Genomic DNA, 22,822 nt, shown 5'->3' with positions numbered 1-22,822 from the left:
GGGATAACCCTAAACTCCATACCAATGCTGCACCGCAACATTTTTTTGCAAGCCCACTTTACTTTTGGAGTATTCACATGATCAACGTCGAACAATTCGCCGCTACCAACAAAGCCAACCTGGACAACCTGTTTGGTTTGTCAACCAAGGCTTTCGCCAGCGTTGAAAAAATGGTTGAGCTCAACCTGACCGCCGGTCGCGCTGCCTTGAATGAATCTGCTGCACACGCACAAGCTGTATTGGCCGTGAAAGACGCACAAGAATTCATCGCTTTGCAAACCAGCTTTGTCCAGCCTTTGGCGGAGAAGTCTGCTGCTTATAGCCGCCATCTCTATGACATCGCTCAAGGCACTGGCGCTGAATTCACCAAAGGTTTAGAAGGCAAAGCGGCTGAAGGCCAAACTGCTGTTCAAACTTACATTGAATCTGCTTTGAAAAACGCACCAGCTGGCTCTGAGCAAGCTGTGGCTTTCTTCAAACAAGCCATGACTGCCAGCAACACCGCTGTGGAATCTGTGCAAAAAGCCGTCAAGCAAGCTGCTGACATGGCCGAGTCACATATCCAATCAGCCACTGAAACCGCTGTAAAAGCTTCTAAGAGCGCTGTTGCCAAGAAGCGTTAATTTGTAACGATTGTCTCCTCGGATTCTTCGTCACCACAGGGTGCAGGAATCCCTTCAAGGGCCCGCCGCAAGGTGGGCCCCTTTTTTTGCCTGCTGCTCATTGCACCGCTAAAGCAGCCTTGAGTTTGGGCAACGCTTGGAGCATGGCGGCGCGGCCTGCCTCGATGGCACGACGGCGCGCTTTGAAATCGGCACTGCCTACGTCGTGTAACGCGGGGCGCACCACCAGGTCCGCATCACGCAGCTCAAGGCTGTTGATGCTCTTGCCCATGATGGTGAAGGTCTGCATCAAGATGTCAAACATGTCACCGGTTTTGCCAGATTCAGGCGGGCTAGAAATGTCGATGGCCAGCACGTACTCAGCACCCATCTGGCGCGCATAGCGCACGGGCACTGGTGACACCAAGCCGCCATCCACAAACTCGCGGGCGCCAATACGCACCGGCTCAAAAACCGAAGGCACAGCGCTAGAGGCTCGCACCGCCGTACCCACATCGCCGCGCTGGAACAACACACCCTCGCCCGTTTTCAAATCGGTAGCCACGATGCCCAAAGGCATTTTGAATTCTTCAATGCGACGCCCTCCCGTTTGCTTGCTGATGTAGCGGGCCAAACCATCGCCGCGCATCATGCCGCGGCCCAGCAGCGGCACAGTCCAGTCGGTGATGGTGGCTTCTTCCATGGTTTCAGCGGCTTTTTGCAATTGCGCGCCGTCTTTGCCACTGGCATAAAACGCCGCCACCACACTACCGGCCGAGGTGCCAACCACCAGGTCAGGCTTGATGCCTGCTTCTTCCAGCACCTGAATCACACCCACATGCGCAAAGCCACGGGCAGCGCCACCGCCCAAAGCCAAGCCGAATTTAGGCACACGTTTGGGCTGAATCACGGGCACTTCAGGACGTGCTCCGTCTAAAGGAGCCAACGGGCCTGACGAGGTACAACCCGCCAACACAAGCGCACACAACACCAATCCCCAAACACGCCAACCAGACACAGCCGACAACACACGCACATTCATGCAACAAGCCCCAAAAAAATCCATCACTAGGGATTGTCCTAGATGCCTGCCACAAGCTCCAGCCATCCCGCATAATTGACGTTTACGTAAACGTAAACAAACTTTCAAAAAATCTGGAGCCCCTCATGGACATCAAAGGCAAAGTTTTCATCGTCACCGGCGCGGCATCGGGTTTGGGCGAAGGCACGGCACGTGCGCTCGCAGCCAAGGGCGGCATTGTGGTCATCGCCGACATGCAAGCCGACAAAGGCCAAGCCGTGGCCAAAGATATTGGCGGCGCCTTTGTGAAATGCGATGTGAGCAACGAGACCGACGGCCAAGCTGTGGTGGCCAAAGCCGTTTCCCTTGGGAAGCTGATGGGCTTGGTCAACTGCGCGGGCATTGCCCCTGCCGAAAAAACGGTGGGCAAGAACGGTGCACATGCCTTGGCCTCGTTCAGCAAAACCATCACCATCAACCTCATTGGCAGCTTCAACATGATTCGCTTGGCCTCTGAAGCCATGTGCGACAACGAACCCGAAGCCACAGGCGAGCGCGGTGTGTTGATCTCCACCGCATCTGTCGCCGCCTACGACGGCCAAATTGGCCAAGCCGCTTACAGCGCCTCCAAGGGCGGCATCGTGGGCATGACACTGCCCATCGCACGCGACCTGGCCCGCAACGGCATTCGCAACATGACCATCGCCCCCGGCATCATGGGCACGCCCATGCTGTTTAGCATGCCTCAAGACGTGCAAGACGCACTCGCGGCAGGTGTGCCCTTCCCTTCACGCTTGGGCACACCGCAGGACTACGCCAAGCTCGCCCTGCACATCTTTGAAAACGATTTGCTCAATGGCGAAGTGATTCGTTTGGATGGTGCAATTCGTTTGGCACCGAAGTAAGCCAAAACGTTCTTCAATCTCTTCAAAAAGGGTGAAGCCTAAAATCAGGCTTCACCCTTTTTACATATGGCCATCCCCCAGTCCTTCATTCAAGAGCTTTTAGCCCGCGTCGACGTTGTCGAGGTGGTGGGCCGCTATGTGCAGCTCAAAAAAGGCGGGGCCAATTTCATGGGGCTGTGCCCGTTCCACGGCGAGAAGTCGCCGTCGTTTTCGGTGAGCCCTGCCAAGCAGTTTTTCCATTGCTTTGGTTGCGGCAAAAACGGCAACGCCATTGGTTTCTTGATGGAGCATGCAGGCATGACCTTCGTCGAGGCGGTGAAGGACTTGGCGCAAAACATCGGCATGCAAGTGCCCGAAGACGATGCCTCGCCGCAAGACCGCGCACGCGCCGCCGAACAGCGCCAAAAGCAAGCCACGCTGACCGACGTGCTGGAAAAAGCAGGCGAATCGTTCCGCAAACATTTGCGTAACTCACCCAAAGCCATTGAATATTTCAAAGGCCGTGGCCTGAGCGGCGAAATTGCCAAACAGTTTGGCCTAGGCTACGCACCCGAAGGTTGGCGCAGCTTGGCCAGCGTGTTCCCCGACTACCAAGACCCGCTGCTGGCTGAGAGTGGCTTGGTCATCGTGAACCAAGAAGACGGCGAAGAAGAAAAACGCTACGACCGCTTCCGCGACCGCGTGATGTTCCCCATCCGTAATGTCAAAGGTGAATGCATCGGTTTTGGTGGCCGCGTGTTGTTTGAGGGCACGCCCAAATACCTCAACTCACCCGAAACCCCCGTGTTCAGCAAAGGCCGCGAGTTGTATGGCTTGTTTGAAGCCCGCAACGCATTGCGCGACGCAGGCTATGTGCTGGTGACCGAGGGCTACATGGACGTGGTCGCCTTGGCGCAGCTGGGGTTTCCCAACGCAGTGGCCACACTGGGCACGGCGTGCACGACTGACCATGTGCAAAAACTGTTTCGCTTCACCGACAACGTGGTTTTTAGCTTTGATGGCGATGGCGCAGGTCGCCGCGCCGCACGCAAAGCACTGGATGGGGCTATTCCCTACGCCACTGACGTGCGCAGTGTGAAGTTTTTGTTCTTGCCTGCCGAGCACGACCCCGACAGCTACATCCGCGAGTTTGGCAAAGAAGCCTTTGCCCACTGCGTGACCGAGGCCATGCCGCTGAGCCGCTTTCTCATTGAAGTGGCGCGCGAAGGCTGCGACTTACACACCGCCGAAGGCCGCGCCCACATGGCCAGCAACGCCAAGCCCCTCTGGATGGCCTTGCCCGATGGCGCCCTCAAGCGCCAGTTGCTCAGCGAAATCGCCGAGCTGGCTGACCTAGGCAACCACGAGCTGCAAGACCTGTGGATGCCAGCATCCGCAGCGTTAGGACCCACACGCTCGGGTGAATTTAAAAAATCATCCAAGTTCAAACCTCGCGACTCTTACGCACCCAAGACCTACAAGCGCGGCACACGGCTGATTCCACAAGGCCGTGCCGACCATGCTGCACGTGTGCTGCTCACCCACATGGAACTGTGGGAAGACCTCTCCACCGAGGACCACAACCTCTTGTGCGAACTCGCCCCACCCCACGGCCCCCTGTTTGTGTGGCTGGACGGCCAACACCACGAACATGGCAACCAGCCTTGGGGGGCGCTGCGCGAAGGTCTGCACGCACACGAATCGCAAGACATGGCCTTGCGAGTCATGGCTTCGTCCTTTAAGCCACTACTGGACGACGATGGCAAGCCCATGTCTGATGCCCTGTCGCCTGCTGCACTACAAAAAGAAGCAGGCCTAGAGCTGCGCGGCATTTTGAACAAAATTTTGTTTGAAAGCCTAGATGCGCAAATGAAAGAAGCCATTGCCGAGGCCTCCGCCGATCCCACGGCCATGCAACGCTACAAAACCCTGTTTGAGCGCCGACGCCAACTGGGTCTGATCCCCCAAAAACTGGTCGAAAGCCAAGACTGACGCGCCTGCGGCTAATTGAAGGTCGCCGTTTTAGGTATAATCCAAACTTAGCAAGTGCGACAGCAGCACCTCCGGGCCCGGCCAACCGTGACACAAGCGCACGACTCGCCACATTACCGCAAGGACTGCATTCCAAATGTTCGCCCAATCCGCTTGCTTCTAGAGGTTCACACTTCACCCCCCTTTTCTTTTTCCCGCGCCGGGTTTTTGTGGCGCTGTGTATTCGTTTCTTTGATGTCTAGGAGTTTTCATGCCTGTTGACCGCAATTCCAAGAAGCCTGCCAAACCTGTGGCCAAGAAGGTGGTTACCAAACCAACCGTCAAAGCCACTGCCAAAGCAGTTACTAAGCCAGTCGCAAAACCCGTTGCAAAAACGGCTGCCAAACCGGCAGTCAAAACCGCTGCTAAACCAGCAGCCAAGCCCGCAACGAAAGCCAAGTCAGTGCCCGCATCGAAAACAAAAGCTGCTGAAAAGCCAGCGACAAAACCCGTCGTCAAGACCATCCCTAAAGCCAAGGCTGAGGACACGAAGAAAAAAGCATCGGCTGTAGAAGCCCATGCGCCCAAAGCGGCCGCTAAGAAAGCCCCTGCTAAAAAAGCCACCAAAGCCAAAGGCAAAAAAGCCCCTGGCGATGACGAAGACATGAGTGACATCGAAGCCGACCTCGTAGGCGAAGAGCCCGTGGTCGAAGCGGGTGCAGAAAAAGTCAAGCCTCTGCGCATGAAAATCAGCAAGGCCAAAGAACGCGCCTTGATGAAAGAATTCGGCTTGGACGAAACCGTGCTGTCTGAAGAAGACATGCAAAAACGTCGTTCACGCCTCAAAACTCTGATCAAACTCGGCAAGACGCGTGGCTACCTGACGCACGGCGAAATTTCTGACCACTTGCCAGACAAGTTGGTCGATGCTGAAACCCTTGAAGTGGTGATCAGCATGTTGAACGACATGGGTGTGGCTGTTTACGAACACACCCCTGACGCAGAAACCCTGCTTCTCAACAACAACACCCCGACAGCCGCCACTGAAGAAGAAGCCGAAGAAGAGGCCGAAGCCGCTTTGTCCACAGTGGACAGCGAATTTGGCCGCACCACTGACCCCGTGCGCATGTACATGCGCGAAATGGGCACGGTGGAGCTGCTGACGCGTGAAGGTGAAATTGAAATTGCCAAGCGCATCGAAGGCGGCTTGATGGACATGATGGCTGCGATCAGCGGTTCACCTGCCACAATCGCTGCGGTGTTGGCCATGGCCGAAGACATCCGTGAAAACAAAGTGGTCATCTCCACCATCGTGGACGGTTTCAACAACCTCAACGAAGCTGACGACTATGTGGCCGAAGAAGACTTCGACGAGTTTGACGAAGAAGACGATGACGACGGCAAAGGCGGCTCTAAGGCGCTGACCAAGAAATTAGAAGAGCTGAAGAACGCTGCTCTTGAGCGCTTTGACCGCATGATTGTGTTGTTCGAAAAACTCCGCAAAACCTACGACAAAGAGGGCTACGGCACCCCAGCTTATGTGAAAGCGCAAACCGCGCTGACCACCGAATTGATGGGCATTCGCTTCACCGCCAAGACCATCGAAAAATTGTGCGAGTCTGTGCGCAGCCAAGTAGACGATGTGCGTAAAAACGAACGCGAACTGCGCCGCATCATTGTTGACAAGTGCGGCATGCCACAAGCCACCTTTATCAAAGACTTTCCACCCAACTTGCTCAACATCAAGTGGGTCGAAAAACAAGCTGCCGCTGGCAAACCGTGGTCAACCACCATGGGCCGTTACATTCCGCCAGTGCAAGACTTGCAGCAAAAGCTGATGAACTTGCAGTCACGCGTGGTCGTGCCTTTGGATCAACTCAAAGACATCAACAAACGCATGAACGCAGGCGAGCGCAGCTCACGCGGTGCGAAGAAAGAAATGATCGAAGCCAACTTGCGCTTGGTCATCTCGATTGCCAAAAAATACACCAACCGTGGTTTGCAGTTCCTCGACTTGATCCAAGAAGGCAACATCGGCTTGATGAAGGCCGTGGACAAGTTTGAATACCGTCGCGGCTACAAGTTCTCGACTTACGCCACATGGTGGATTCGCCAAGCCATCACGCGCTCTATCGCTGATCAAGCGCGCACCATCCGTATTCCTGTGCACATGATCGAGACCATCAACAAGATGAACCGCATCAGCCGTCAACACTTGCAAGAGTTTGGTTTCGAGCCTGATGCCAGCGTCTTGGCCGAGAAGATGGAAATTCCAGAAGACAAGATCCGCAAGATCATGAAGATCGCCAAAGAGCCGATCTCGATGGAAACACCGATCGGCGACGATGACGACAGCCACTTGGGCGACTTCATCGAAGACAGCGTCAACACCGCGCCTATCGAAGCCGCTATGCAAGCGGGCTTGCGTGATGTGGTGAAAGACATCTTGGATGGCCTCACCCCACGCGAAGCCAAAGTGCTGCGCATGCGCTTTGGTATCGAAATGGCGATGGACCACACCTTGGAAGAAGTGGGCAAACAGTTTGACGTCACGCGCGAGCGCATCCGTCAAATCGAAGCCAAGGCTTTGCGTAAGCTGAAGCACCCCAGCCGCAGCGACAAACTGCGCAGCTTCATCGACACGATGTAATAAAAAACCCCCGTCAGTTCACTGACGGGGGTTTTTCTTGGTGCTTACCAGCTGTCGTCGCTGCCACCCGAGTCTGCGTTATCCCAATCACTGCCTGAACCGGCATCGAATGAGCCAAGGTCTGGCTGGGCGGGGGCATCAAACGGTACATAGCCGCCGTTATTGGCCGCAGGTGACGCGCTTGAGGATGAAGCGGGGGTGTGGTGATCACCCTCTAAAGCTTTAGACAAAGCGTATCCAGCAGCAACCCCCGCCAAGCCGCCCACCACAGCACCTGTCATGGTGGAGCCACCACTGTTGAGTGGAGCGTAGCCCTGGGGGCCATAGCCTTGTGGCGCATAACCAGCAGGTGCTGCATTGGGCGTGAACTGTGCGCCAAAGCCACGGGGTGCGGGTGGTGTGCCAGGGGCTGTTGCTGCAGGTGCATAAGCTGCTGCGTTGACGTTGCTAGCGGTATTGGCAGCAGAACGGCGCAACCACAACCCAAGCGCGACCAAACCTGCAATGGCCAGCCACACGTATGACAAAGATGAACCACCGCCATTAGCGGCTGGCTCTGGTGCTGCCTTGGTGGCAGCGTGCATACCTGGCGCTACCGAGGGCTCCATCACCACGGAAGACGTAGGCGCAGCAGCCAAGTCATTGACTTTGGCCAACACGGTGTTGAACTTGTCAGGGCTGGTAGCGAACTTCAAAGACGGATCAATGTCTTTGGCTTTTTGTAACTCAGCTTGCGCCTCTTTGTAACGGTGCTCGTGGGCCAAAACTTGGCCGAGTTCGTAATGCGCTTTGGCGCTTTGCGGCTTGTCTAGCAGCACCTCGCGCAGCATAGTTTCGGCCTGGGTGTAATGGCCCGCAGCAACCGCAGCTTCAATGTCTTTGGGTGTTGGCAATGCCAACGCTAAGGTTGCACCCAACACGAATGCACCAGCAACAACAGATTTCAACAAACGAGACAACATGAAATACCTTTCAATCCAGACTGAACACTTCAGTGGCGTTGCATTGTGCAGCACCGATGTGACGATTCACATGACGCGTAGATGGGCGTGGTCAGCAGAAATACAAGGGGGAATAAGACTCTTTACAGTTGAACACTAGCACTGCAAAGTTTGACGACTTCAAACGAAGTTAAATCCCAAGATAGGCTTCACGAATACGAGGGTCATGCAGCAAATCTGACGACTTCCCCTGCAAAACCACATGACCTGCTTGCAATACAAATGCCTCGCTCGCAACCGACAAAGCTAGCTTGGTGTTTTGTTCCACCAACAAAGTTGTCACACCTGATTGATGGATTTCAAGAAATGCATCGTGCAATTCTTGAACAATTTTCGGTGCCAAACCATGGCTAGGCTCATCTAACAACAAAAGCTTTGGATCGCCCATCAATGCGCGGCCAATCGCTACCATTTGCTGCTCGCCACCAGACAAAGTACCAGCCAGTTGCTTAGAGCGCTCGGCAAGCCTAGGAAACATGACGTAGATTTTTTCTAACGTAGCCCTCAAAGCGGTTTCATTGTGCCGTCGGCAATAGCCACCCAGCCATAAGTTTTCCTCAACCGACATGAATGGGAATACATGCCGCCCCTCAGGCACGTGCGCAACGCCGCGTGCAGGAATTTCATGTGCTGGCAGGTGTAACAAATTTTCGCCCGACAAAGAAATTGTTCCTTTGACGTTTGGCATCAATCCCGAAATAGACTTGAGCAAGGTGCTTTTCCCAGCTGTATTGGCACCAATGACAGCAATGAAAGCCCCTTCATTGATCTGAAGATCAATGTCGTGCAACACAGGAATTGTGTCGTAAGAAGCCTCTGCGATTTGAATATGAAGGAGTGTCATGTCAAGTCTTCAGCTTTCATTTCCTGACCCAAATAAGCAGCAATGACATCCGGATGTCGACTGATTTCAGCTGGCGTTCCTTCTGCAATTTTTTGCCCGAAGCTAAGCACCAAGATACGCTCGCACAAATTCATGATCGCGCGCATGTGATGCTCAATGACGATAAAGGTTAAGCCGTCTTGATCACGTAACTTTCGAATCAACGCCAAGATTTGATCCATTTCTGCATCATTCAAAGCTGCCATCACTTCATCTAGCAAAACAATTTTTGGCCCAGTACACAAAGCACGCGCCATCTCAACCAAAGCTTTTTCTGGAAAGGTCAAATCTGCAGCTTTTTTATCTGCGATATGCAACATCCCAACTTTGCCTAAGTTCTCTGCTGCTAAATGTTTCGCCTCATCTAAAGAAACACGCTGAAGTGCACCTGTCAACACATTCTCTAAAACTGACATCTCAGGAAACAATGCCACATTTTGAAATGTTTTCACCATACCGCGTTGACAAACTTCATGCGGCTTAAAACCCGTGATGCAATGCTCTTCTAAAAATACATCGCCCTCACTTGGCTTAATCAAGCCCATCAGTAGGTTGAACAAGGTTGTCTTGCCAGCGCCATTAGGGCCAATCAGTCCGATTAACTCACCTCGTCTGACTTGAAAGCTCAGTTGATTAACTGCAGTCAGCCCACCGAAGCGGCGAGTCAATTGGTTGACTGACAATATTTCCTGAGATGAATCAGTTGCATTAGCCAACGTCATACGTGACCTCTGTTCATGAATTTTCGATACAAGGCCTGCAACCCGCGAGGCTCGATCAAGATGATGCCCATCAGAATCAAGCCATAAGCCAACTGAGAAACGCCAGCACCTTTACTAGACAAAGTTGCATTAAAGATCTCCTCGAGTGGCAGTAAGAAGCATGCGCCAATGATGGGTCCCGCCACAGTTCCGATACCGCCGATGATGCAGATCAGAGCCACACGCACAGACACACCGACCAGTGAGAAAATTGAATCCGGATCAAAAAAGAAATTAAATTGGGCATAAAGCACCCCGCATGCGCCCATCAAACCTGCAGAAATGGTGGCCGCTAACATTTTGGTCCGCGCTGTGTTGATACCAATCACCTCAGCAGAATCCACATTGGCTTTGACTGCCCGCAATTCATATCCCAATTTTGAAGTGCTGATTCGCCAGTAAACCCATGTGATCAAAACCACCGCGCACAACATGATGTAGTAAGAGGGACGGCCTGAGTTGAACTGCATCAATCCAAGACCCGCGTTGGGCACAAATGGCACAGAAATACCCACAGGCCCACCCGTCAATGAGCTCCATGAATTGGCAATGGCACGCAGCACTTCCCCAAAAGCCAAAGTGGCCAATGCGAAATAATGTCCTTTCAAACGCATGGTCGGCAAACTAAGCAATGCCCCCGCGCAAGCGGCCACAGCCATGCCAACAAAAATGCCAAGCCAAGGAGACAACCCAAACCGGATGAGCAAAATAGTGGAGGTATAAGCCCCTAAGCCAAAAAAGGCGGCATGACCCAAGGAAATTTGATTGGCCAAGCCTCCCACAATGTTCCATGCTTGTGCCATCGCTGCAAAGAGCAACAACAAAGTTAACACGCGAATGCTATAGCCCTCAGCGGAGATCAACCAAGGAAGGCAAATTGCAACGGTAATTAAAAGTGCAATCCATACTTTGGGGCTTTTCATGACTTATTCCTCAACAAACCTTCAGGTCGAAACGCCAAAGTCAGAATAAAAACAATAAACAAAACCATGTTCTGCAACTGCAAGGGCAAGAACAAACCAGACAAGGATTGAATAACACCAACTGCTAATCCGCCGACCACAGCACCTAGCACATTGCCTAATCCCCCAAGCACCACCACAGTGAACATCAAAACGCCAAATTGCTCACCAACGGAGGGGGACACCGTGAGATAAGGCAAGATGATGGCCCCACCAAAGGCAGTCAACGCAACACCCAAACCAAATGACAAACGGTAAATTTTGTCAGGGTCAATACCCATCAGTTTGGCAGCCATAGGATCTTGAGCTGTGGCACGAACTGTTCGTCCCCACCAGGTTTTAGCTAACAACCACCACACCATAACGCCAGCAACACCTGACGCGAGAAATGCAATCGCGTATGGCATGCTGACAATAAGTCCCGCAAATTCAAGCGATTCGTTTTGTGACCATGTTTGAACTGACTTGAATTCAGAGCCGACCAAAATAAGTGCCAGATTTTCTAAAACAATCAGCAAGCCCACTGTTAGAAAAATTTGAGCCACCTCAGGTGCATTTAAGACTCGGCGAACCAGCAGATGCTGCACCGCATACCCCAAAACAAAAACCACGATGAAAGAAATTACAGAACCGAACAAAGGGTCAAGGCCTAGGAAATGCCAAGCAAAGTACGCCACGTACATGCCCACCATCAAAAACTGAGCTTGTGCGAAATTCACAATCGAGATGACGCCAAAGACCAGCGTCAACCCGATTGAAATCACGGCATAAACCCCTCCCAACATCAGGCCATCGAGGATGGCTTGCAAGAGCGGCATGGGAATTCCTTAGACGTTTCGTGAAATGACTTTGGCCTTGGCGAACTTTGGCGGCCACACGGTGGCCAGTTCATTCTTCTGCCACTGGACCATCACAGGTTCAGCGTGAATATTCAAACCAGTCTCATCAAATTTTATTTTTGCGTTGGTCATCGTCTTGGCCCACCCTTCAGTGAAGGTCATGCTCCGCAAGGTACGTGAAATATCTTCGGTCTTGGCTGACTTTGCTGCATTGATCGATTGAATCAAAACATCAAGCGACACCGCATGCTCCACTGCTTCGTGCACCATGAACGCATTAAAACGTTTACGGTACCGCTCGGTTGAAACGGTATCCAAGTCATAGTTGGCTGAGCAAATCGAAAGCACACCGTCAGCGTAGTCGCCGAGTGCTTTGGCGAAATCTGGAATGACATAGCCCGCAGATCCACCAACAATCGGAATGTTAATTTTTTGCTGACGCAATGCACGAACAATCAACAAGCTATCGTTCAAATAAGACACTGGAAACACAATTTGCGCCTTTGAAGCGCGCAACTTATTCACCAACGGCGTGACATCGGTAATACCCAGTGGATAAGCCTCGTCCAACACAATTTCCACGTTGGCTTCTTTTGCGGCAGCACGCAATCCCGCTGCAGTTGATGTTCCAAAAGCAGTGTCCTCATAAAGGATCGCTACTTTATTTACCTTGGACGTTCCGCCGGACAACTCAGACGCGAAGTTGAACTGAGCTTTGCCAATCACACTGCCCTTAGGCGTGACTTGGAAGACGTTTTTAAATCCCCGACCTGTGAGCTGGTCTGAGTAAGACATAGTGATCAATGGCACGCCTCGGCGCTCAGTGACCTCTGAAATAGCCAAAGTCAGAGAAGAGGCAAATGCGCCCAAGATGGCGCAGCATTCGTTTTCTGCAATCAAGCGCTGCGCCACAGTGGCTGCGTTATTTGGGGTAGAGGTGGAGTCAGCAATGACTAAATTGATCTTCGCGCCCCCCAAACCTTTGAGACCACCTGAGGCATTGATCTCATCCGCAACCAGCTCAATGCCTTGCCTTGAATTGATACCAAACTGCGCGTTCGCTCCCGACAAGGGCAAGATCACACCAACGTTGATCGCCTTGGGTTGGGCCAAAGCACTGAGTGGCAAAACACCTGCCAGGCCCAATACACCTAGACTCTTTAACGCTTGGCGACGCATTTCTAGATTGACATCCGCCTGCTGAACTGAAGATTTTTTACGCATGATTTGTCTCCTACGATGTGTGTGGATTGAGTACAGAACCGAAAAAATTCTTTATTTTTGTGTTTTGATTGTGAACACAGAAAAAAAATCTGTCAACATGATTGACAAATTGTCATACAAAAAATATGCTTCACATATGGCCACAGAATTAAAGCAATTAAAACTAGAAACCTTACGCAGTCAGGTTGAGAAACATTTACGCCTAGCGATCTTGAACGGCGACCTCAAACCAGGTGAAAAACTGATTGAACGTGAACTGTGCGAGCAACTTGGCGTAAGCCGCCCTTCAGTTCGCGAGGCCTTGCGAAAGCTAGAGGCAGAAAAGTTAATCGTGATAGTCCCGCACCGCGGCCCCGAAGTCGCCTCGATGACGCTAGAAGAGTCGCAAGACCTTTATGCCATTCGGCGACTTCTAGAAAGCTTTGCCGCACATGAATTCACGCGTCTCGCAAGTGACACCCAAGTTAATCAATTGGCCAAAGTCGTCAAGCGTCTGGGCGACGCTGGCAAGAAAAACTCACGCACAGGGGTTTTGCAAGCCAAAGCTGAGTTTTATGACATTTTGTTGGGCGGCTGCGGTAACCAGCTGGTCAAAGAAATGCTGGGGGGCCTGCTGTCTCGCGTTAGCTTGCTAAGGGCCAAGTCGTTGATGCTGCCAGATCGCTTGCCGCAAAGCCTCAAAGAAATCCAAACACTGCTCAACTTTATCGAAGCACGCGATGCCAAAGGCGCGCAAAAAATCTCATACAAACATGTCATGAATGCGGAAGTCGCGGCACTAGGCGTTTTCCGATTGCAACATCCTGAATCTTCAAATCAACCCAACCACTAGGAGCTTTCCATGAACAAAGACTTATTTGAAAAAGGCCTCAAAACTCGCCGCGAAGTTCTCGGCGCTGAATACGTCGACAACGCATTGAAAAATGCAGATGAATTCAACCAGCCTATGCAGGAGCTCGTGACTGAGTATTGCTGGAATGACATTTGGAATCGCCCTGGACTCGATCGCCGCACACGCAGCATCATCAACCTATCCATGCTGACCGCATTGAACCGACCTCACGAATTAAAACTTCATGTGCGTGGTGCCATCAATAACGGCTTATCCAAAGCAGAAATTTCTGAAGTTTTTTTACAAACGGCCATTTACTGTGGTGTACCCGCTGCCATTGACAGTTTCCGTGGTGCAAAAGAAGTCTTCAAAGAAATGGGGATCTAAGCGTGACAAAACCTACCATCGGTTTCATTGGACTGGGTCAAATGGGACTTCCAATGATTCGAAATTTACTGCGCGCACAGTTCCATGTCATGGGATTCGATTTGAACCCACACGCTGCAACCTCCCTGACGCAAGAAGAGAACTTCAAAGCAGCAACATCACCCACACAAGTTTCAACTGAATGCGACGTTGTGATTTTGATGTTACCCAACAGCAAAATCGTCGATGCTTTGTTATGGGATGGTGAAAATGCACTGGCACATCACCTCAATGCAAGTCAAATTCTGGTGGATATGGGTTCGTCAGACCCTGTTCACACACGTGAAAACTTCACCAAACTAGCTGCATTGAACATACCGTTTTGTGATGCCCCAGTTTCGGGTGGTGTCAAACGGGCCACTGATGGGAGTTTGTCCATCATGATGGGGGGTGAAAAAGTACATATCGAGAAAATTCGACCGGTACTAGAAGCGCTCGGAAAAACTCTGGTGCATGTCGGCTCTTCAGGTGCTGGGCATGCTGTCAAAGCCTTAAACAACTACGTATCTGCAGCTGGTTTACTAGCAGTTTCAGAGGCCTTGGTCGCAGCCGAAAAATTTGGAATCGATCCACATTTGGTCAACCAAGTTTTCAATGCGTCTACCGGAAAAAACAACACCACCGACGTGAAGGTTGAAAACTTCATGCTCTCTGGATCATTCAATTCTGGCTTTTCTTTGGCATTGATGCGTAAAGATCTGCAAACTGCCTTGAATTTTATTGACCGCATGGGCACCTCTGACGACTTCGTCGCTGTCTGCACACGCACGTGGACACAAGCCGAATCCGAACTCGATAAAGGCGCGGATCACACAGCGATGTACAAATTCATCCAGGAACGTACATGATGCTCACAGGCAATGCACTTGAAAAAACTATTCAAGAAGCCCTCAAAGTATCTGAGGTGAGAGAAGACGCTTTGCGTTGCCCGATTCGCGTGACATGGCAAGTGACTGATGAACAAAACTCGCATCCAATTGTGGTTTGGATGGGCGAAGAAGGCGGCGGTGTCATTAGCCTCAGTGCAAGCGCAGCTGTGTGGACCAATGTTTTAAGCACCGAACCAGAACCCGGCTATCAATCGCTGGGTGCGCTGAGGCGGCAATGTCCAGAATTCTCCATCGATGGTTCACCCCATGCGATAGCACAAGCGCTGCCTTTTATCGAACGGTTAATTGAAACTTGTCGCATCAAACACAACAAACTTCAACCTGAGGTCACATGGAATAAAGCAGTACTTGAGCACATCACGGGCAAGTACTACGCCATTGATCACAAAAAAACCGAATGGGTCTACGCTGAACAAAGCGGAAGTGAGTTGGCGCCGCCGTTGTTGCTCCTCCACACGGCGGGTGCAGACGCGCGGCAATGGCACGGCTTGATGGGCCAAGACACATTACGGCAACAATGGCGGCTACATGCCTTCGACCTGCCTGGCCACGGTCGTTCCCCACTACCCAATGGCACGGCCAATTGGAACTGGCGCTTAACTGAAGCCAATTACGCCAAGTGGGTTCTCAGTTACATGGATGCAGCTGGCATTGAAAAAACAGCGCTCATGGGATGCTCCATGGGTGCAGCGATCAGCCTAGCATTGCTAGCGCAACACCCTGATCGCTTCTATGGGGCAGTTTTGCTTGAGGCACCGTATTGCTCACCAGGAAGACGTTCTGTTTACTTGAATCATTCACAAGTTCATGGTGCGCGTTTATCTGCAGCTTGGGTCGGGTCATTGTTATCACCCACAAGCGGCAAAGCACACCGTGACCAAGCTACCTGGATTTACTCTCAAGGTGCGCCTGGCATTTATGACGGAGATTTAGGTTATTACAGTGACGACTTCAACGCGCACGACCATACCGCCGCGATTGACACCCAACGTACCCCTGTTTGGCTCTTCACTGGTGACTATGACTACTCAGCCACACCTGCTGACAGCGCAAAAGTTGCGGCAGAAATCAAAGGGGCACATTTTCAAGAGCTCAAAGGATTCGGTCACTTTCCAATGGTTGAGAGACCTGATGATCTGACCCTTGATTTGCTCCCCGCACTAGCTGCTATTCAGGCACACATCCGGCATTAACTCAAGGAAGCACCATGAGCACGCGCACCTGGGAAGCATATGCAATGCGTTACGCAACAGTGCAACGTAAACGCCAAGAAAACTTCATCGCTTACGACCCACACGATGCCGCCACTCACATGGACTACTTTGTGTGGTTTCTCAAATCAGATAACGAAACCATCTTGGTAGATACAGGATTTAACGCTGAGGCAGCACGCGCTAGAAATCGAACTTTTTTACGCTGCCCTATTGAATCATTGAAGACTGCAGGCATACATTTAGAAGACATTCACGACACCATCATTACCCACGCGCACTACGATCACGCTGGTAACACCAGGCTTTTACCCAAAACGCGCTTTCACTTACAAGAACGTGAAATGCACTACGCCACAGGTAAAGAAATGCGGCATGCGTTTTGTCGCCATGCGTACGACCCCTCAGATGTTTGTGATCTGGTCTACGCTAACTTTGAAGAACGTGTCGCATTTCAAGATGGTGCTTTTGAACTTCGATCTGGAATCACTGTTCACTGGGTAGGTGGCCATACACAAGGCTTGCAAATTGTTCGGGTGCACACCAAACGGGGATGGATTGTGTTGGCTTCTGACGCCACACATTACTTGGAAAACATTCGGAAAAGATCTCCTTTCCCAATCGTTGTGAATACAGCAGACATGCTCAACGGCTACGACCTCATTGATCGACTTGCAGACTCGCCAGACCATGTGATTGCCGGACACGATCCATTAACAAGAGCTCTCTATCAACCTATCGACACCCAAGGTTTGGAAATCTACTCTTTAACTCAACCACTCTAAAGATCATCATGAACATGAATCAACAACTGACATCGCTGAAACGTATCCTTGGCCTAGTTGCATTCACACTGGTTTTTCCTGTACTAGGTCAAAGCCAAAATGATTACCCTAGCAAGCCCATCACCATGGTCATCCCTTTTCCACCGGCAGGATCTACTGACGTTTTAGGTCGCTTGCTAGCGCAATCTATGAGCAAGTCATTGCAACAAACAGTCTTGGTTGAAAACACAGGCGGAGCGGGCGGCACGATTGGCGCTGCACGCGTGTCACGTTTGCCTGCGGATGGCTACAACCTACTCTTTCATAACATGGCGCACGCAAGCGCACCAGCCCTGTACAGCAAACTTACCTACGACCCGGTCACAGACTTTGAACCCATCGGAATCGTGACAGAAGTACCTATGATTTTGGTCGCACGCAAAGACTTTCCAGCCAATAATTTGCAAGGTGTTTTAGCCTATGCAAAGGAACGCCCAGGAAAAATTAATTTTGCCAATGCCGGGGTTGGCGCCACCTCTAATTTATGTGAAGCCTTGCTGCAATCCACCACAAATACAAAATGGCTCTCTGTTCCATACAAAGGAACAGGACCGGCTCTTAATGATTTGTTGGCAGGACAGGTTGATTTTATTTGCGACCAACCTGCCAGCACGCTGAGTCATTTACGCGCGGGATCTTTGAAACCGATTGCTGTTGCTACCAAATCTCGGCTGAAATCATTGCCAGATGTTCCTACCTTTGCAGAGTCAGGACTGCCCAACTTTGAACTCACTGTTTGGCACGGTTTGTATGCGCCCAAGAACACACCAAAAGCTGTGATTGAAAAGTTGAATGCTGCATTATTGACAGCGCTACGTGAACCAGATTTGATCCAGCGCTTCAATGATATGAGTGCCTTGATTGCCAAACCCGAACAAGCAAATCCAGATGCGCTCCGCACTTTTTTAAAAGCAGATATTGACCGGTGGAAGACGGCCCTGATAGCAGCGGGTATCAAGCCAGAGTAACCACTATTTCTGGGTCACGAAACGTATGGAAATCTTTCATAAAGTTTTCTGATTGACACGTTTGGTAAGTTCCTGAACTGACTCCTTGCGCTCGCTGTAACGGTCGACTAGGTAAGGACACATTCTTTGGCGCTAACAAGGTCTGCTGCGGAAATTGGAAACAACTTTTATCCAGATTGGGAAATTTATCAGTGAACTTAGACACGTTCGCCCTTTTCGTTGATGACGACTTCACCATCCTCCTTTGTAAAAGCCCCACGCTGAGGGTTCTCGAGGATATCAAGCACCAACTCGGATGGACGGCACAACTTAGTTCCAATTGGAGTCACAACAATTGGACGATTGATCAAAACTGGATGAGCCATCATGAAGTCCATTAGTTGTTCGTCAGACCATTTTGCATTGCCTAAATCCAACTCGTCGTAGGGTGTGTCCTTTTGACGAAGCACATCCCTGACTGGAATGGACATATCAGAAATTACCTTCTTGAGTTGTTCTTTTGAAGGAGGTGTTTCCAAGTAAAGAATCACCTCAGGTTCAACGCCTGAATTTCGAATCAGGGCCAATGTATTACGTGACGTGCCGCAGTTTGAATTGTGAAAAATAGTGATCATCTGAGATGCTTGTCCGATTAGTTTTTGAATGATTTGAAATGGATGAAATTAAATTCAAGGGAAATTGATTCGGACGCTTGGCTACTTTTTTACGTTAATTGCGTACAACGCAAAAACTGATAAAGCTCCAAGTGCAAAGGTAACGCCTAGCGCCCCTGCCCCCCAATTGGTTAAGGCCACCCCGAAAATCCATGGCGCAAATGCTGAGCTTATTCGAGCAGGAAACATAATCCAGCCCTGCCTGTAGCCGTATCCGCTTGAGCCGAATAAAGCAAGTGGCAAAGTTCCTTTGGCTATTGTCAGTACGCCGTTACCGGCTCCGTGTAAAAAAGCAAAGATAGGTGCCACGACTGGTCCAATAACAACCATCAAGAGTGCCCCTATCGGGTGCGCCATTGCAGCAAGGCGAGCTGAAAACAAGGGATGCATTTTTCGCAACAGTCCAAATTCAAAAATCCTTGCGATAACTTGAGCAGGTCCAATGATGGCACCAATGGCAATCGCACTGACTAAGCTAACGCCAGTCGCTTCAAGCATTCTCGGCCAGTGTGATGCCATCGCAGTACTTGTAAACCAAGTTGCCGAGAACACAAAAGAAAGAAGAAGTGCCTGTTTGAGTGTCGGCGCATTCTCATCATTTGGTTGGTCAATAGGCGTATTGGCTTTGGGCTTAAGACCTTCACTGCCATTAGAGAAAGCCGATCGCGTAACAGCGGATAACCTGTCAATTGCCAAATTTAGCGGCAAAGCTAGCAACAAATGCAGAGATGCCCATGCCCAACAAGCCTCTCGCCAACCCCAATAACTCAGAATCCATCCACTCAATGGCCAGCCAACAGTGCTTGCAAATCCTGCGATGAGCGTGATACCAGTAATTGCTGACCTTGCCTCTTGTCCGTAAATTCGAACCAAAGTTGCAAACGCTGACTCATAGAGACCGCCAGCCATCCCTAAGCCAATGATGAACCATGCAAGGTAAAGCGCCAACTCACTATTGGCAATACCAAGAAGGGCAAGTCCAGCCGCAAAAAATACATTTGATGCTGGCAGCACGCTATGGCCACTCAAAGTGTCAATCGCTTTACCAAACATAGGACCGAACACCGCTGAGACAACCAGAGCCATTGAAAATGCCAGATAAAAATCTGAGGCATCAATTCCTAAAGCCAAAGAAATTGGATGAGCAAGAATGGCAGGCAAGTAGTAAGTAGAGGCCCAAGCTACTGTTTGCGTAATTCCTAAACTCGCGACTAATGGCCAGGTTTTTCTCGACATAAAAAACTAACTGTGATGCTTATCTAGATGCACAAAGGTAAGCCAGATCTGGATCTGTATTTTCAATTGCTCACGTTGCGTGAGCATATGGAGTTTTGTAACCCAATTCAATCAGTTCCAGCGTGATGCATCAAACAACAGGATGCAGTTTTCGACAGACGAAAAAAATGCTTCCGAGGGAAGCATATGTTGAACTCTTAAAATGTAAATCCTGAAAACAACCTAAGTTGCTGATATCTTTCAGATTTGGCAAAAATGGTGGGCGATGCAAGTTTCGAACTTGCGACCCCCACAGTGTGAAGACTATGGCATTTTGCCAAATTACTCAATTAAATCAACAGCTTAGCCCTCTTTAAAAGCCTCAAAGTAGTATAGTTGTAGTATAGTCATGTACTTATATAGTAGTGATTTTTAATCAACACTTAGAACTTGTAGGACATCAAGCGTAAAGAGTCTTTACGCTTGAACGCTCGCCACATCTGGTTCGATGGTTCTTTTATGTATCGAACTTCTCCAGAACAAGTCTACTGAAAATAGATAGAGTTTTATCTGTAACTTCAAAGGGGTGCAGTATGCAAAAAACTCGACAAGAATTGTTTGAATTGGTTTGGTCAATGCCAATGACTAAGCTCTCCAAGCAATTCGAACTAAGTGATGTTGGACTGAGAAAAATTTGCGTAAAGCATCAACTGCCTCTCCCTCCTCAGGGGCATTGGACTAGGAAACAATTTGGCAAAGAAGATCCTAGGCCTGATCTTCCAAACAAAGATTGCAATCCTGTGATTGACATCAACGATGAACATAAAACTGAAATCAATCGTGAACGATCTGAAGCAATAAAAGAAGCAAAGAAACTAGCGCTAAATCCACCAACGTTTCAGCTACGTGACACGCCTGAAAAGACCCAAGGCTTACCCAGAGCACGTGCGACCAATGGCGCAGCCAAACTGGTTTGGGAACCAATGATCAAATCAAAGCTAGGGACCAACTTGTGAATGCATGCCACTTCAAACCTGAGGTGACTGCCAAGCTTGCGCAGTACTTTCAAGCTTCCCAAAAGGCTTTGCGTTAAACCTTTGAAAGCCTTGTTATTCTGCGCACCAGCATCTTGGCCAACATCAAATGCCACGCATTCAATGCCTTGTTTGTTCACAACACCTAAATTTGAAGCGTTCACAACCATCAAGACCTGATGACCTTGTGTTTGCAAACCATGCGCAAGTGCGATGTATGGCAGTACATCCCCCAAAGAGCCGCGAGTACAAATCAGAATTTTTGACAAACGATCGTCTTAATGCAAAACATCAAAAAATGGTTTGGCTGTCGAGCTTAGATTTGCGAATCAAGTCAACCACCGGCTGCTCACGCTTGTTGGCGCGCTGACAGTGGCCTGGTTGAAATTTGTCGGTGATACGAATCACCACTTTCGCCCAGCGCTTCTCACGCTCACGCCACGCATGAGAAGAAATCGATTCCCATGCGTAGCCATTAAAAATAGTGGCATTCACAAAGTTATCCAGTGCCCGCACACCAGCTCGTCCTCGTGCATTCGGCCCAAAAAACCCAATCCATAGCAGCAACCAATATCCCAATATCGCCAGCGGTATCAATGCACATAGCAACGCAAATCCAACCGTCCGCTCCTTCATATACCCTTCTTTCGTCTATGTAGCTTCAGTCGTACGCCATTGGCTGAACGAATCGTCAAACGTCCTACAGGCTGCGGTTCATGGCCAGGTAGTGCTGAAATTTTGTAATGGCGTACCAAGCTTGCCAAGATCAACGTCGCCTCTTGCAACGCAAACGCAGCACCCATACAAACACGCGGTCCCATCCCAAACGGCAAATAAGCTTGCTTCAATGACTCACGCGACGCATCGTTGTTGTATCGTTCGGGTTTAAAGGCATCAGGCTCCTCCCAAAGGTCTCGATGACGCTGCATCAACCACGGCGACACAACCACGGTGGCCCCCTTTTCAATCTCTTTTTTATGCATTGGGCATACCGCGCTAGATTGCCGTGCCATAAAACCTACTGGCGGAAACAAGCGCAAGGTTTCTCTGAACACATTGCGCACCAAGTCTAGGTAGCGCATGTCTGACAGCTCGGGCTGCCTATCTGCCAAATGCATCACCACCTCTTGGTGCATGCGCTCTTGTATATCGGGTGCGTTGGCTATCAAGTAAGAAGCCCAAGTTAAGGCGCTGGCCGAAGTTTCATGACCCGCTAAAAACAACATAGCCACTTGGTCTAACAGCTCATCAAAGCCAAAGCCCTCGCCTGTTGCTTCGTCTTTCGCGTCTAAAAACGATTGCAAAATGTCTGTGGTGTCACTCGGCTTACCTGCTCGGTGGGCGTCAAAACGTGGGCGAATCAGTTGCCCTAATAAACCACGAATGGCTGCGGCGGAGCGTCTGCTGCGCCACACATCCCATGGCCAAACAAGCCACCGCAAGCCATAAATTGAGGGCAACAGCAACCTTGGCGCAATGGCCTGAAACCTTGCAAACTCTGTAAAGATACGCTTGGCATCAGCGCCCTCCATGGGTACTGAAAAAATAGTGCGAAAGATGATGTCCGCAGTCACATGCGTCATCTCAACCTCTAAGTCGTACTCTGCCCCGTCTGGCAAAACCGCCAACCGCTTCAACATGTCGGCCACTGCCGCTTGCATTACAGGAAAAGCCACATTCAAACGTGCCTGCGCAAATGCAGGGTCCATCATGCTGCGTTGCTTGCGCCACTGCTCACCCGAGGTGGTGAAAATACTTTCGCCCAGCAAAGGCTTCAATGCTTCCCCAAGTAAATTGCTTTTCGGAAAAGCCTCCGCGTGTGTGTCCATCACCTGTTTCACGAGGCTTGGCTTGTTCACCATGTAAAGGTCTAAGCCTGGCAAATGGACCTCGCCCATTTGCATGCGATAGCTGCGCTCGTACAAGGCATCTAGCCATGAACGTCTAGCGCTAAAAAACATCAACAACGCC

At 50.5% G+C, this 22,822-nt stretch carries 23 protein-coding genes and 1 pseudogene; 11 read left to right on the top strand and 13 right to left on the bottom strand.

The annotated features are described in order from the left end of the window. The first annotated feature begins 77 nt into the window (after window positions 1-77). On the top strand, window positions 78-623 hold the full coding sequence (gene phaP, locus RMR24_RS04420; RefSeq protein WP_310613874.1) for a TIGR01841 family phasin: 546 nt from the start codon (window positions 78-80) through the stop codon (window positions 621-623). Window positions 624-720: 97 nt separating this feature from the next. Here the strand turns inward: phaP and RMR24_RS04415 are convergent, their stop codons facing one another. Further along, entirely contained in the window at window positions 721-1,668 is a 948-nt protein-coding gene (locus RMR24_RS04415) for a patatin-like phospholipase family protein (protein WP_310613873.1), read from the bottom strand. Between the two features lie 101 nt (window positions 1,669-1,769). Here RMR24_RS04415 and RMR24_RS04410 point away from each other — a divergent pair, with 101 nt between their 5' ends. The 3 genes from RMR24_RS04410 (at window position 1,770) to rpoD (ending at window position 7,128) form a co-directional block, all read left to right on the top strand. After that, entirely contained in the window at window positions 1,770-2,528 is a 759-nt protein-coding gene (locus RMR24_RS04410) for a 3-hydroxyacyl-CoA dehydrogenase (RefSeq protein ID WP_310613872.1), read from the top strand. Window positions 2,529-2,594: 66 nt separating this feature from the next. After that, a complete protein-coding gene (gene dnaG, locus RMR24_RS04405) occupies window positions 2,595-4,499 on the top strand; it encodes a DNA primase (RefSeq protein WP_310613871.1) in 1,905 nt (634 codons plus the stop codon). A gap of 250 nt (window positions 4,500-4,749) precedes the next feature. Further along, the gene (rpoD, locus tag RMR24_RS04400; RefSeq protein ID WP_310613870.1) at window positions 4,750-7,128 is read left to right on the top strand and encodes an RNA polymerase sigma factor RpoD; all 2,379 of its coding nucleotides are present in this window, start codon (window positions 4,750-4,752) and stop codon (window positions 7,126-7,128) included. 44 nt (window positions 7,129-7,172) lie between these two features. Here rpoD and RMR24_RS04395 read toward each other — a convergent pair whose 3' ends face one another. From RMR24_RS04395 to RMR24_RS04370, 6 genes are all read right to left on the bottom strand, one after another. Further along, a complete protein-coding gene (locus tag RMR24_RS04395) occupies window positions 7,173-8,090 on the bottom strand; it encodes a tetratricopeptide repeat protein (RefSeq protein WP_310613869.1) in 918 nt (305 codons plus the stop codon). A 169-nt stretch (window positions 8,091-8,259) separates the two neighbouring features. Further along, complete coding sequence (locus RMR24_RS04390; protein ID WP_310613868.1) at window positions 8,260-8,973, bottom strand: ABC transporter ATP-binding protein; 714 nt, start codon at window positions 8,971-8,973, stop codon at window positions 8,260-8,262. After that, complete coding sequence (locus tag RMR24_RS04385) at window positions 8,970-9,734, bottom strand: ABC transporter ATP-binding protein (protein WP_310613867.1); 765 nt, start codon at window positions 9,732-9,734, stop codon at window positions 8,970-8,972. Before RMR24_RS04385 ends, RMR24_RS04390 begins: the two co-directional genes overlap by 4 nt. Further along, on the bottom strand, window positions 9,731-10,696 hold the full coding sequence (locus RMR24_RS04380) for a branched-chain amino acid ABC transporter permease (protein WP_310613866.1): 966 nt from the start codon (window positions 10,694-10,696) through the stop codon (window positions 9,731-9,733). Before RMR24_RS04380 ends, RMR24_RS04385 begins: the two co-directional genes overlap by 4 nt. Beyond that, a complete protein-coding gene (locus RMR24_RS04375; protein ID WP_310613865.1) occupies window positions 10,693-11,553 on the bottom strand; it encodes a branched-chain amino acid ABC transporter permease in 861 nt (286 codons plus the stop codon). Before RMR24_RS04375 ends, RMR24_RS04380 begins: the two co-directional genes overlap by 4 nt. A gap of 9 nt (window positions 11,554-11,562) precedes the next feature. Beyond that, complete coding sequence (locus tag RMR24_RS04370; RefSeq protein WP_310613864.1) at window positions 11,563-12,798, bottom strand: ABC transporter substrate-binding protein; 1,236 nt, start codon at window positions 12,796-12,798, stop codon at window positions 11,563-11,565. Window positions 12,799-12,934: 136 nt separating this feature from the next. Between RMR24_RS04370 and RMR24_RS04365 the strand changes: the two genes are divergently transcribed. The 6 genes from RMR24_RS04365 to RMR24_RS04340 are packed head-to-tail and all read left to right on the top strand — an operon-like array spanning window position 12,935 to window position 17,949. After that, window positions 12,935-13,630, top strand: coding sequence for a GntR family transcriptional regulator (locus RMR24_RS04365; RefSeq protein WP_310613863.1), 696 nt, complete (start codon window positions 12,935-12,937; stop codon window positions 13,628-13,630). Window positions 13,631-13,639: 9 nt separating this feature from the next. Then, window positions 13,640-14,017: a 4-carboxymuconolactone decarboxylase gene (gene pcaC, locus RMR24_RS04360; RefSeq protein ID WP_310613862.1), complete on the top strand. Its 378-nt coding sequence runs from the start codon at window positions 13,640-13,642 to the stop codon at window positions 14,015-14,017. A 2-nt stretch (window positions 14,018-14,019) separates the two neighbouring features. Beyond that, window positions 14,020-14,904, top strand: coding sequence for an NAD(P)-dependent oxidoreductase (locus tag RMR24_RS04355; RefSeq protein ID WP_310613861.1), 885 nt, complete (start codon window positions 14,020-14,022; stop codon window positions 14,902-14,904). Beyond that, window positions 14,901-16,139 (top strand): alpha/beta hydrolase, encoded by a 1,239-nt coding sequence (locus RMR24_RS04350; RefSeq protein WP_310613860.1) that lies wholly within the window; start codon window positions 14,901-14,903, stop codon window positions 16,137-16,139. Before RMR24_RS04355 ends, RMR24_RS04350 begins: the two co-directional genes overlap by 4 nt. Window positions 16,140-16,153: 14 nt before the next feature. Next, window positions 16,154-16,942, top strand: a complete 789-nt coding sequence (locus RMR24_RS04345) for an N-acyl homoserine lactonase family protein (RefSeq protein WP_310613859.1) — start codon at window positions 16,154-16,156, stop codon at window positions 16,940-16,942. An 8-nt stretch (window positions 16,943-16,950) separates the two neighbouring features. After that, window positions 16,951-17,949 carry a tripartite tricarboxylate transporter substrate-binding protein gene (locus RMR24_RS04340; protein WP_310613858.1) on the top strand — a complete coding sequence of 333 codons (999 nt, stop codon included), beginning with the start codon at window positions 16,951-16,953 and terminating at the stop codon, window positions 17,947-17,949. A 36-nt stretch (window positions 17,950-17,985) separates the two neighbouring features. Here the strand turns inward: RMR24_RS04340 and RMR24_RS04335 are convergent. The 3 genes and pseudogenes from RMR24_RS04335 to RMR24_RS04325 all read right to left on the bottom strand — a co-directional run. Next, window positions 17,986-18,066, bottom strand: a pseudogene (locus tag RMR24_RS04335) (arsenical resistance protein ArsH); the annotation flags it as partial. A gap of 80 nt (window positions 18,067-18,146) precedes the next feature. Next, entirely contained in the window at window positions 18,147-18,563 is a 417-nt protein-coding gene (arsC, locus tag RMR24_RS04330; RefSeq protein WP_310613857.1) for an arsenate reductase (glutaredoxin), read from the bottom strand. An 81-nt stretch (window positions 18,564-18,644) separates the two neighbouring features. Next, complete coding sequence (locus RMR24_RS04325) at window positions 18,645-19,838, bottom strand: MFS transporter (protein WP_310613856.1); 1,194 nt, start codon at window positions 19,836-19,838, stop codon at window positions 18,645-18,647. A 572-nt stretch (window positions 19,839-20,410) separates the two neighbouring features. Here RMR24_RS04325 and RMR24_RS04320 point away from each other — a divergent pair. Further along, window positions 20,411-20,833 (top strand): hypothetical protein, encoded by a 423-nt coding sequence (locus RMR24_RS04320; protein ID WP_310613855.1) that lies wholly within the window; start codon window positions 20,411-20,413, stop codon window positions 20,831-20,833. Here RMR24_RS04320 and RMR24_RS13510 read toward each other — a convergent pair. Genes RMR24_RS13510 through RMR24_RS04310 form a run of 3 tightly spaced genes read right to left on the bottom strand, consistent with a single transcriptional unit; the run spans window position 20,716 to window position 22,812 of the window. Then, entirely contained in the window at window positions 20,716-21,120 is a 405-nt protein-coding gene (locus RMR24_RS13510; RefSeq protein ID WP_405023307.1) for a glycosyltransferase, read from the bottom strand. The two genes, RMR24_RS04320 and RMR24_RS13510, sit on opposite strands and share 118 nt — an antisense overlap. A 22-nt stretch (window positions 21,121-21,142) precedes the next feature. Continuing rightward, complete coding sequence (locus RMR24_RS04315) at window positions 21,143-21,487, bottom strand: hypothetical protein (RefSeq protein WP_310613854.1); 345 nt, start codon at window positions 21,485-21,487, stop codon at window positions 21,143-21,145. Continuing rightward, window positions 21,484-22,812: a cytochrome P450 gene (locus tag RMR24_RS04310; protein WP_310613853.1), complete on the bottom strand. Its 1,329-nt coding sequence runs from the start codon at window positions 22,810-22,812 to the stop codon at window positions 21,484-21,486. Before RMR24_RS04310 ends, RMR24_RS04315 begins: the two co-directional genes overlap by 4 nt. Between the last annotated feature and the right edge of the window lie 10 nt (window positions 22,813-22,822).

The organism is Limnohabitans sp. (assembly GCF_031539105.1).
Taxonomy (GTDB): Bacteria; Pseudomonadota; Gammaproteobacteria; order Burkholderiales; family Burkholderiaceae_C; genus Limnohabitans.
The sequence above is the reverse complement of the archived record's forward strand: the minus strand, read 5'-3'. Positions and strand labels throughout refer to the sequence as shown.

Coding starts and splice junctions, on each gene's coding strand:
- RMR24_RS04325 (WP_310613856.1), bottom strand. CDS start 19,838: ATGTCGAGAAAAACCTGGCCATTAGTCGCGAGTTTAGGAATTACGCAA.
- RMR24_RS04350 (WP_310613860.1), top strand. CDS start 14,901: ATGATGCTCACAGGCAATGCACTTGAAAAAACTATTCAAGAAGCCCTC.
- RMR24_RS04410 (WP_310613872.1), top strand. CDS start 1,770: ATGGACATCAAAGGCAAAGTTTTCATCGTCACCGGCGCGGCATCGGGT.
- rpoD (WP_310613870.1), top strand. CDS start 4,750: ATGCCTGTTGACCGCAATTCCAAGAAGCCTGCCAAACCTGTGGCCAAG.
- RMR24_RS04385 (WP_310613867.1), bottom strand. CDS start 9,734: ATGACGTTGGCTAATGCAACTGATTCATCTCAGGAAATATTGTCAGTC.
- phaP (WP_310613874.1), top strand. CDS start 78: ATGATCAACGTCGAACAATTCGCCGCTACCAACAAAGCCAACCTGGAC.
- pcaC (WP_310613862.1), top strand. CDS start 13,640: ATGAACAAAGACTTATTTGAAAAAGGCCTCAAAACTCGCCGCGAAGTT.
- RMR24_RS04365 (WP_310613863.1), top strand. CDS start 12,935: ATGGCCACAGAATTAAAGCAATTAAAACTAGAAACCTTACGCAGTCAG.
- RMR24_RS04390 (WP_310613868.1), bottom strand. CDS start 8,973: ATGACACTCCTTCATATTCAAATCGCAGAGGCTTCTTACGACACAATT.
- arsC (WP_310613857.1), bottom strand. CDS start 18,563: ATGATCACTATTTTTCACAATTCAAACTGCGGCACGTCACGTAATACA.
- RMR24_RS04415 (WP_310613873.1), bottom strand. CDS start 1,668: ATGGATTTTTTTGGGGCTTGTTGCATGAATGTGCGTGTGTTGTCGGCT.
- RMR24_RS04395 (WP_310613869.1), bottom strand. CDS start 8,090: ATGTTGTCTCGTTTGTTGAAATCTGTTGTTGCTGGTGCATTCGTGTTG.
- RMR24_RS04320 (WP_310613855.1), top strand. CDS start 20,411: ATGCAAAAAACTCGACAAGAATTGTTTGAATTGGTTTGGTCAATGCCA.
- RMR24_RS04315 (WP_310613854.1), bottom strand. CDS start 21,487: ATGAAGGAGCGGACGGTTGGATTTGCGTTGCTATGTGCATTGATACCG.
- RMR24_RS04345 (WP_310613859.1), top strand. CDS start 16,154: ATGAGCACGCGCACCTGGGAAGCATATGCAATGCGTTACGCAACAGTG.
- dnaG (WP_310613871.1), top strand. CDS start 2,595: ATGGCCATCCCCCAGTCCTTCATTCAAGAGCTTTTAGCCCGCGTCGAC.
- RMR24_RS04370 (WP_310613864.1), bottom strand. CDS start 12,798: ATGCGTAAAAAATCTTCAGTTCAGCAGGCGGATGTCAATCTAGAAATG.
- RMR24_RS04310 (WP_310613853.1), bottom strand. CDS start 22,812: ATGTTTTTTAGCGCTAGACGTTCATGGCTAGATGCCTTGTACGAGCGC.
- RMR24_RS04375 (WP_310613865.1), bottom strand. CDS start 11,553: ATGCCGCTCTTGCAAGCCATCCTCGATGGCCTGATGTTGGGAGGGGTT.
- RMR24_RS04340 (WP_310613858.1), top strand. CDS start 16,951: ATGAACATGAATCAACAACTGACATCGCTGAAACGTATCCTTGGCCTA.
- RMR24_RS04380 (WP_310613866.1), bottom strand. CDS start 10,696: ATGAAAAGCCCCAAAGTATGGATTGCACTTTTAATTACCGTTGCAATT.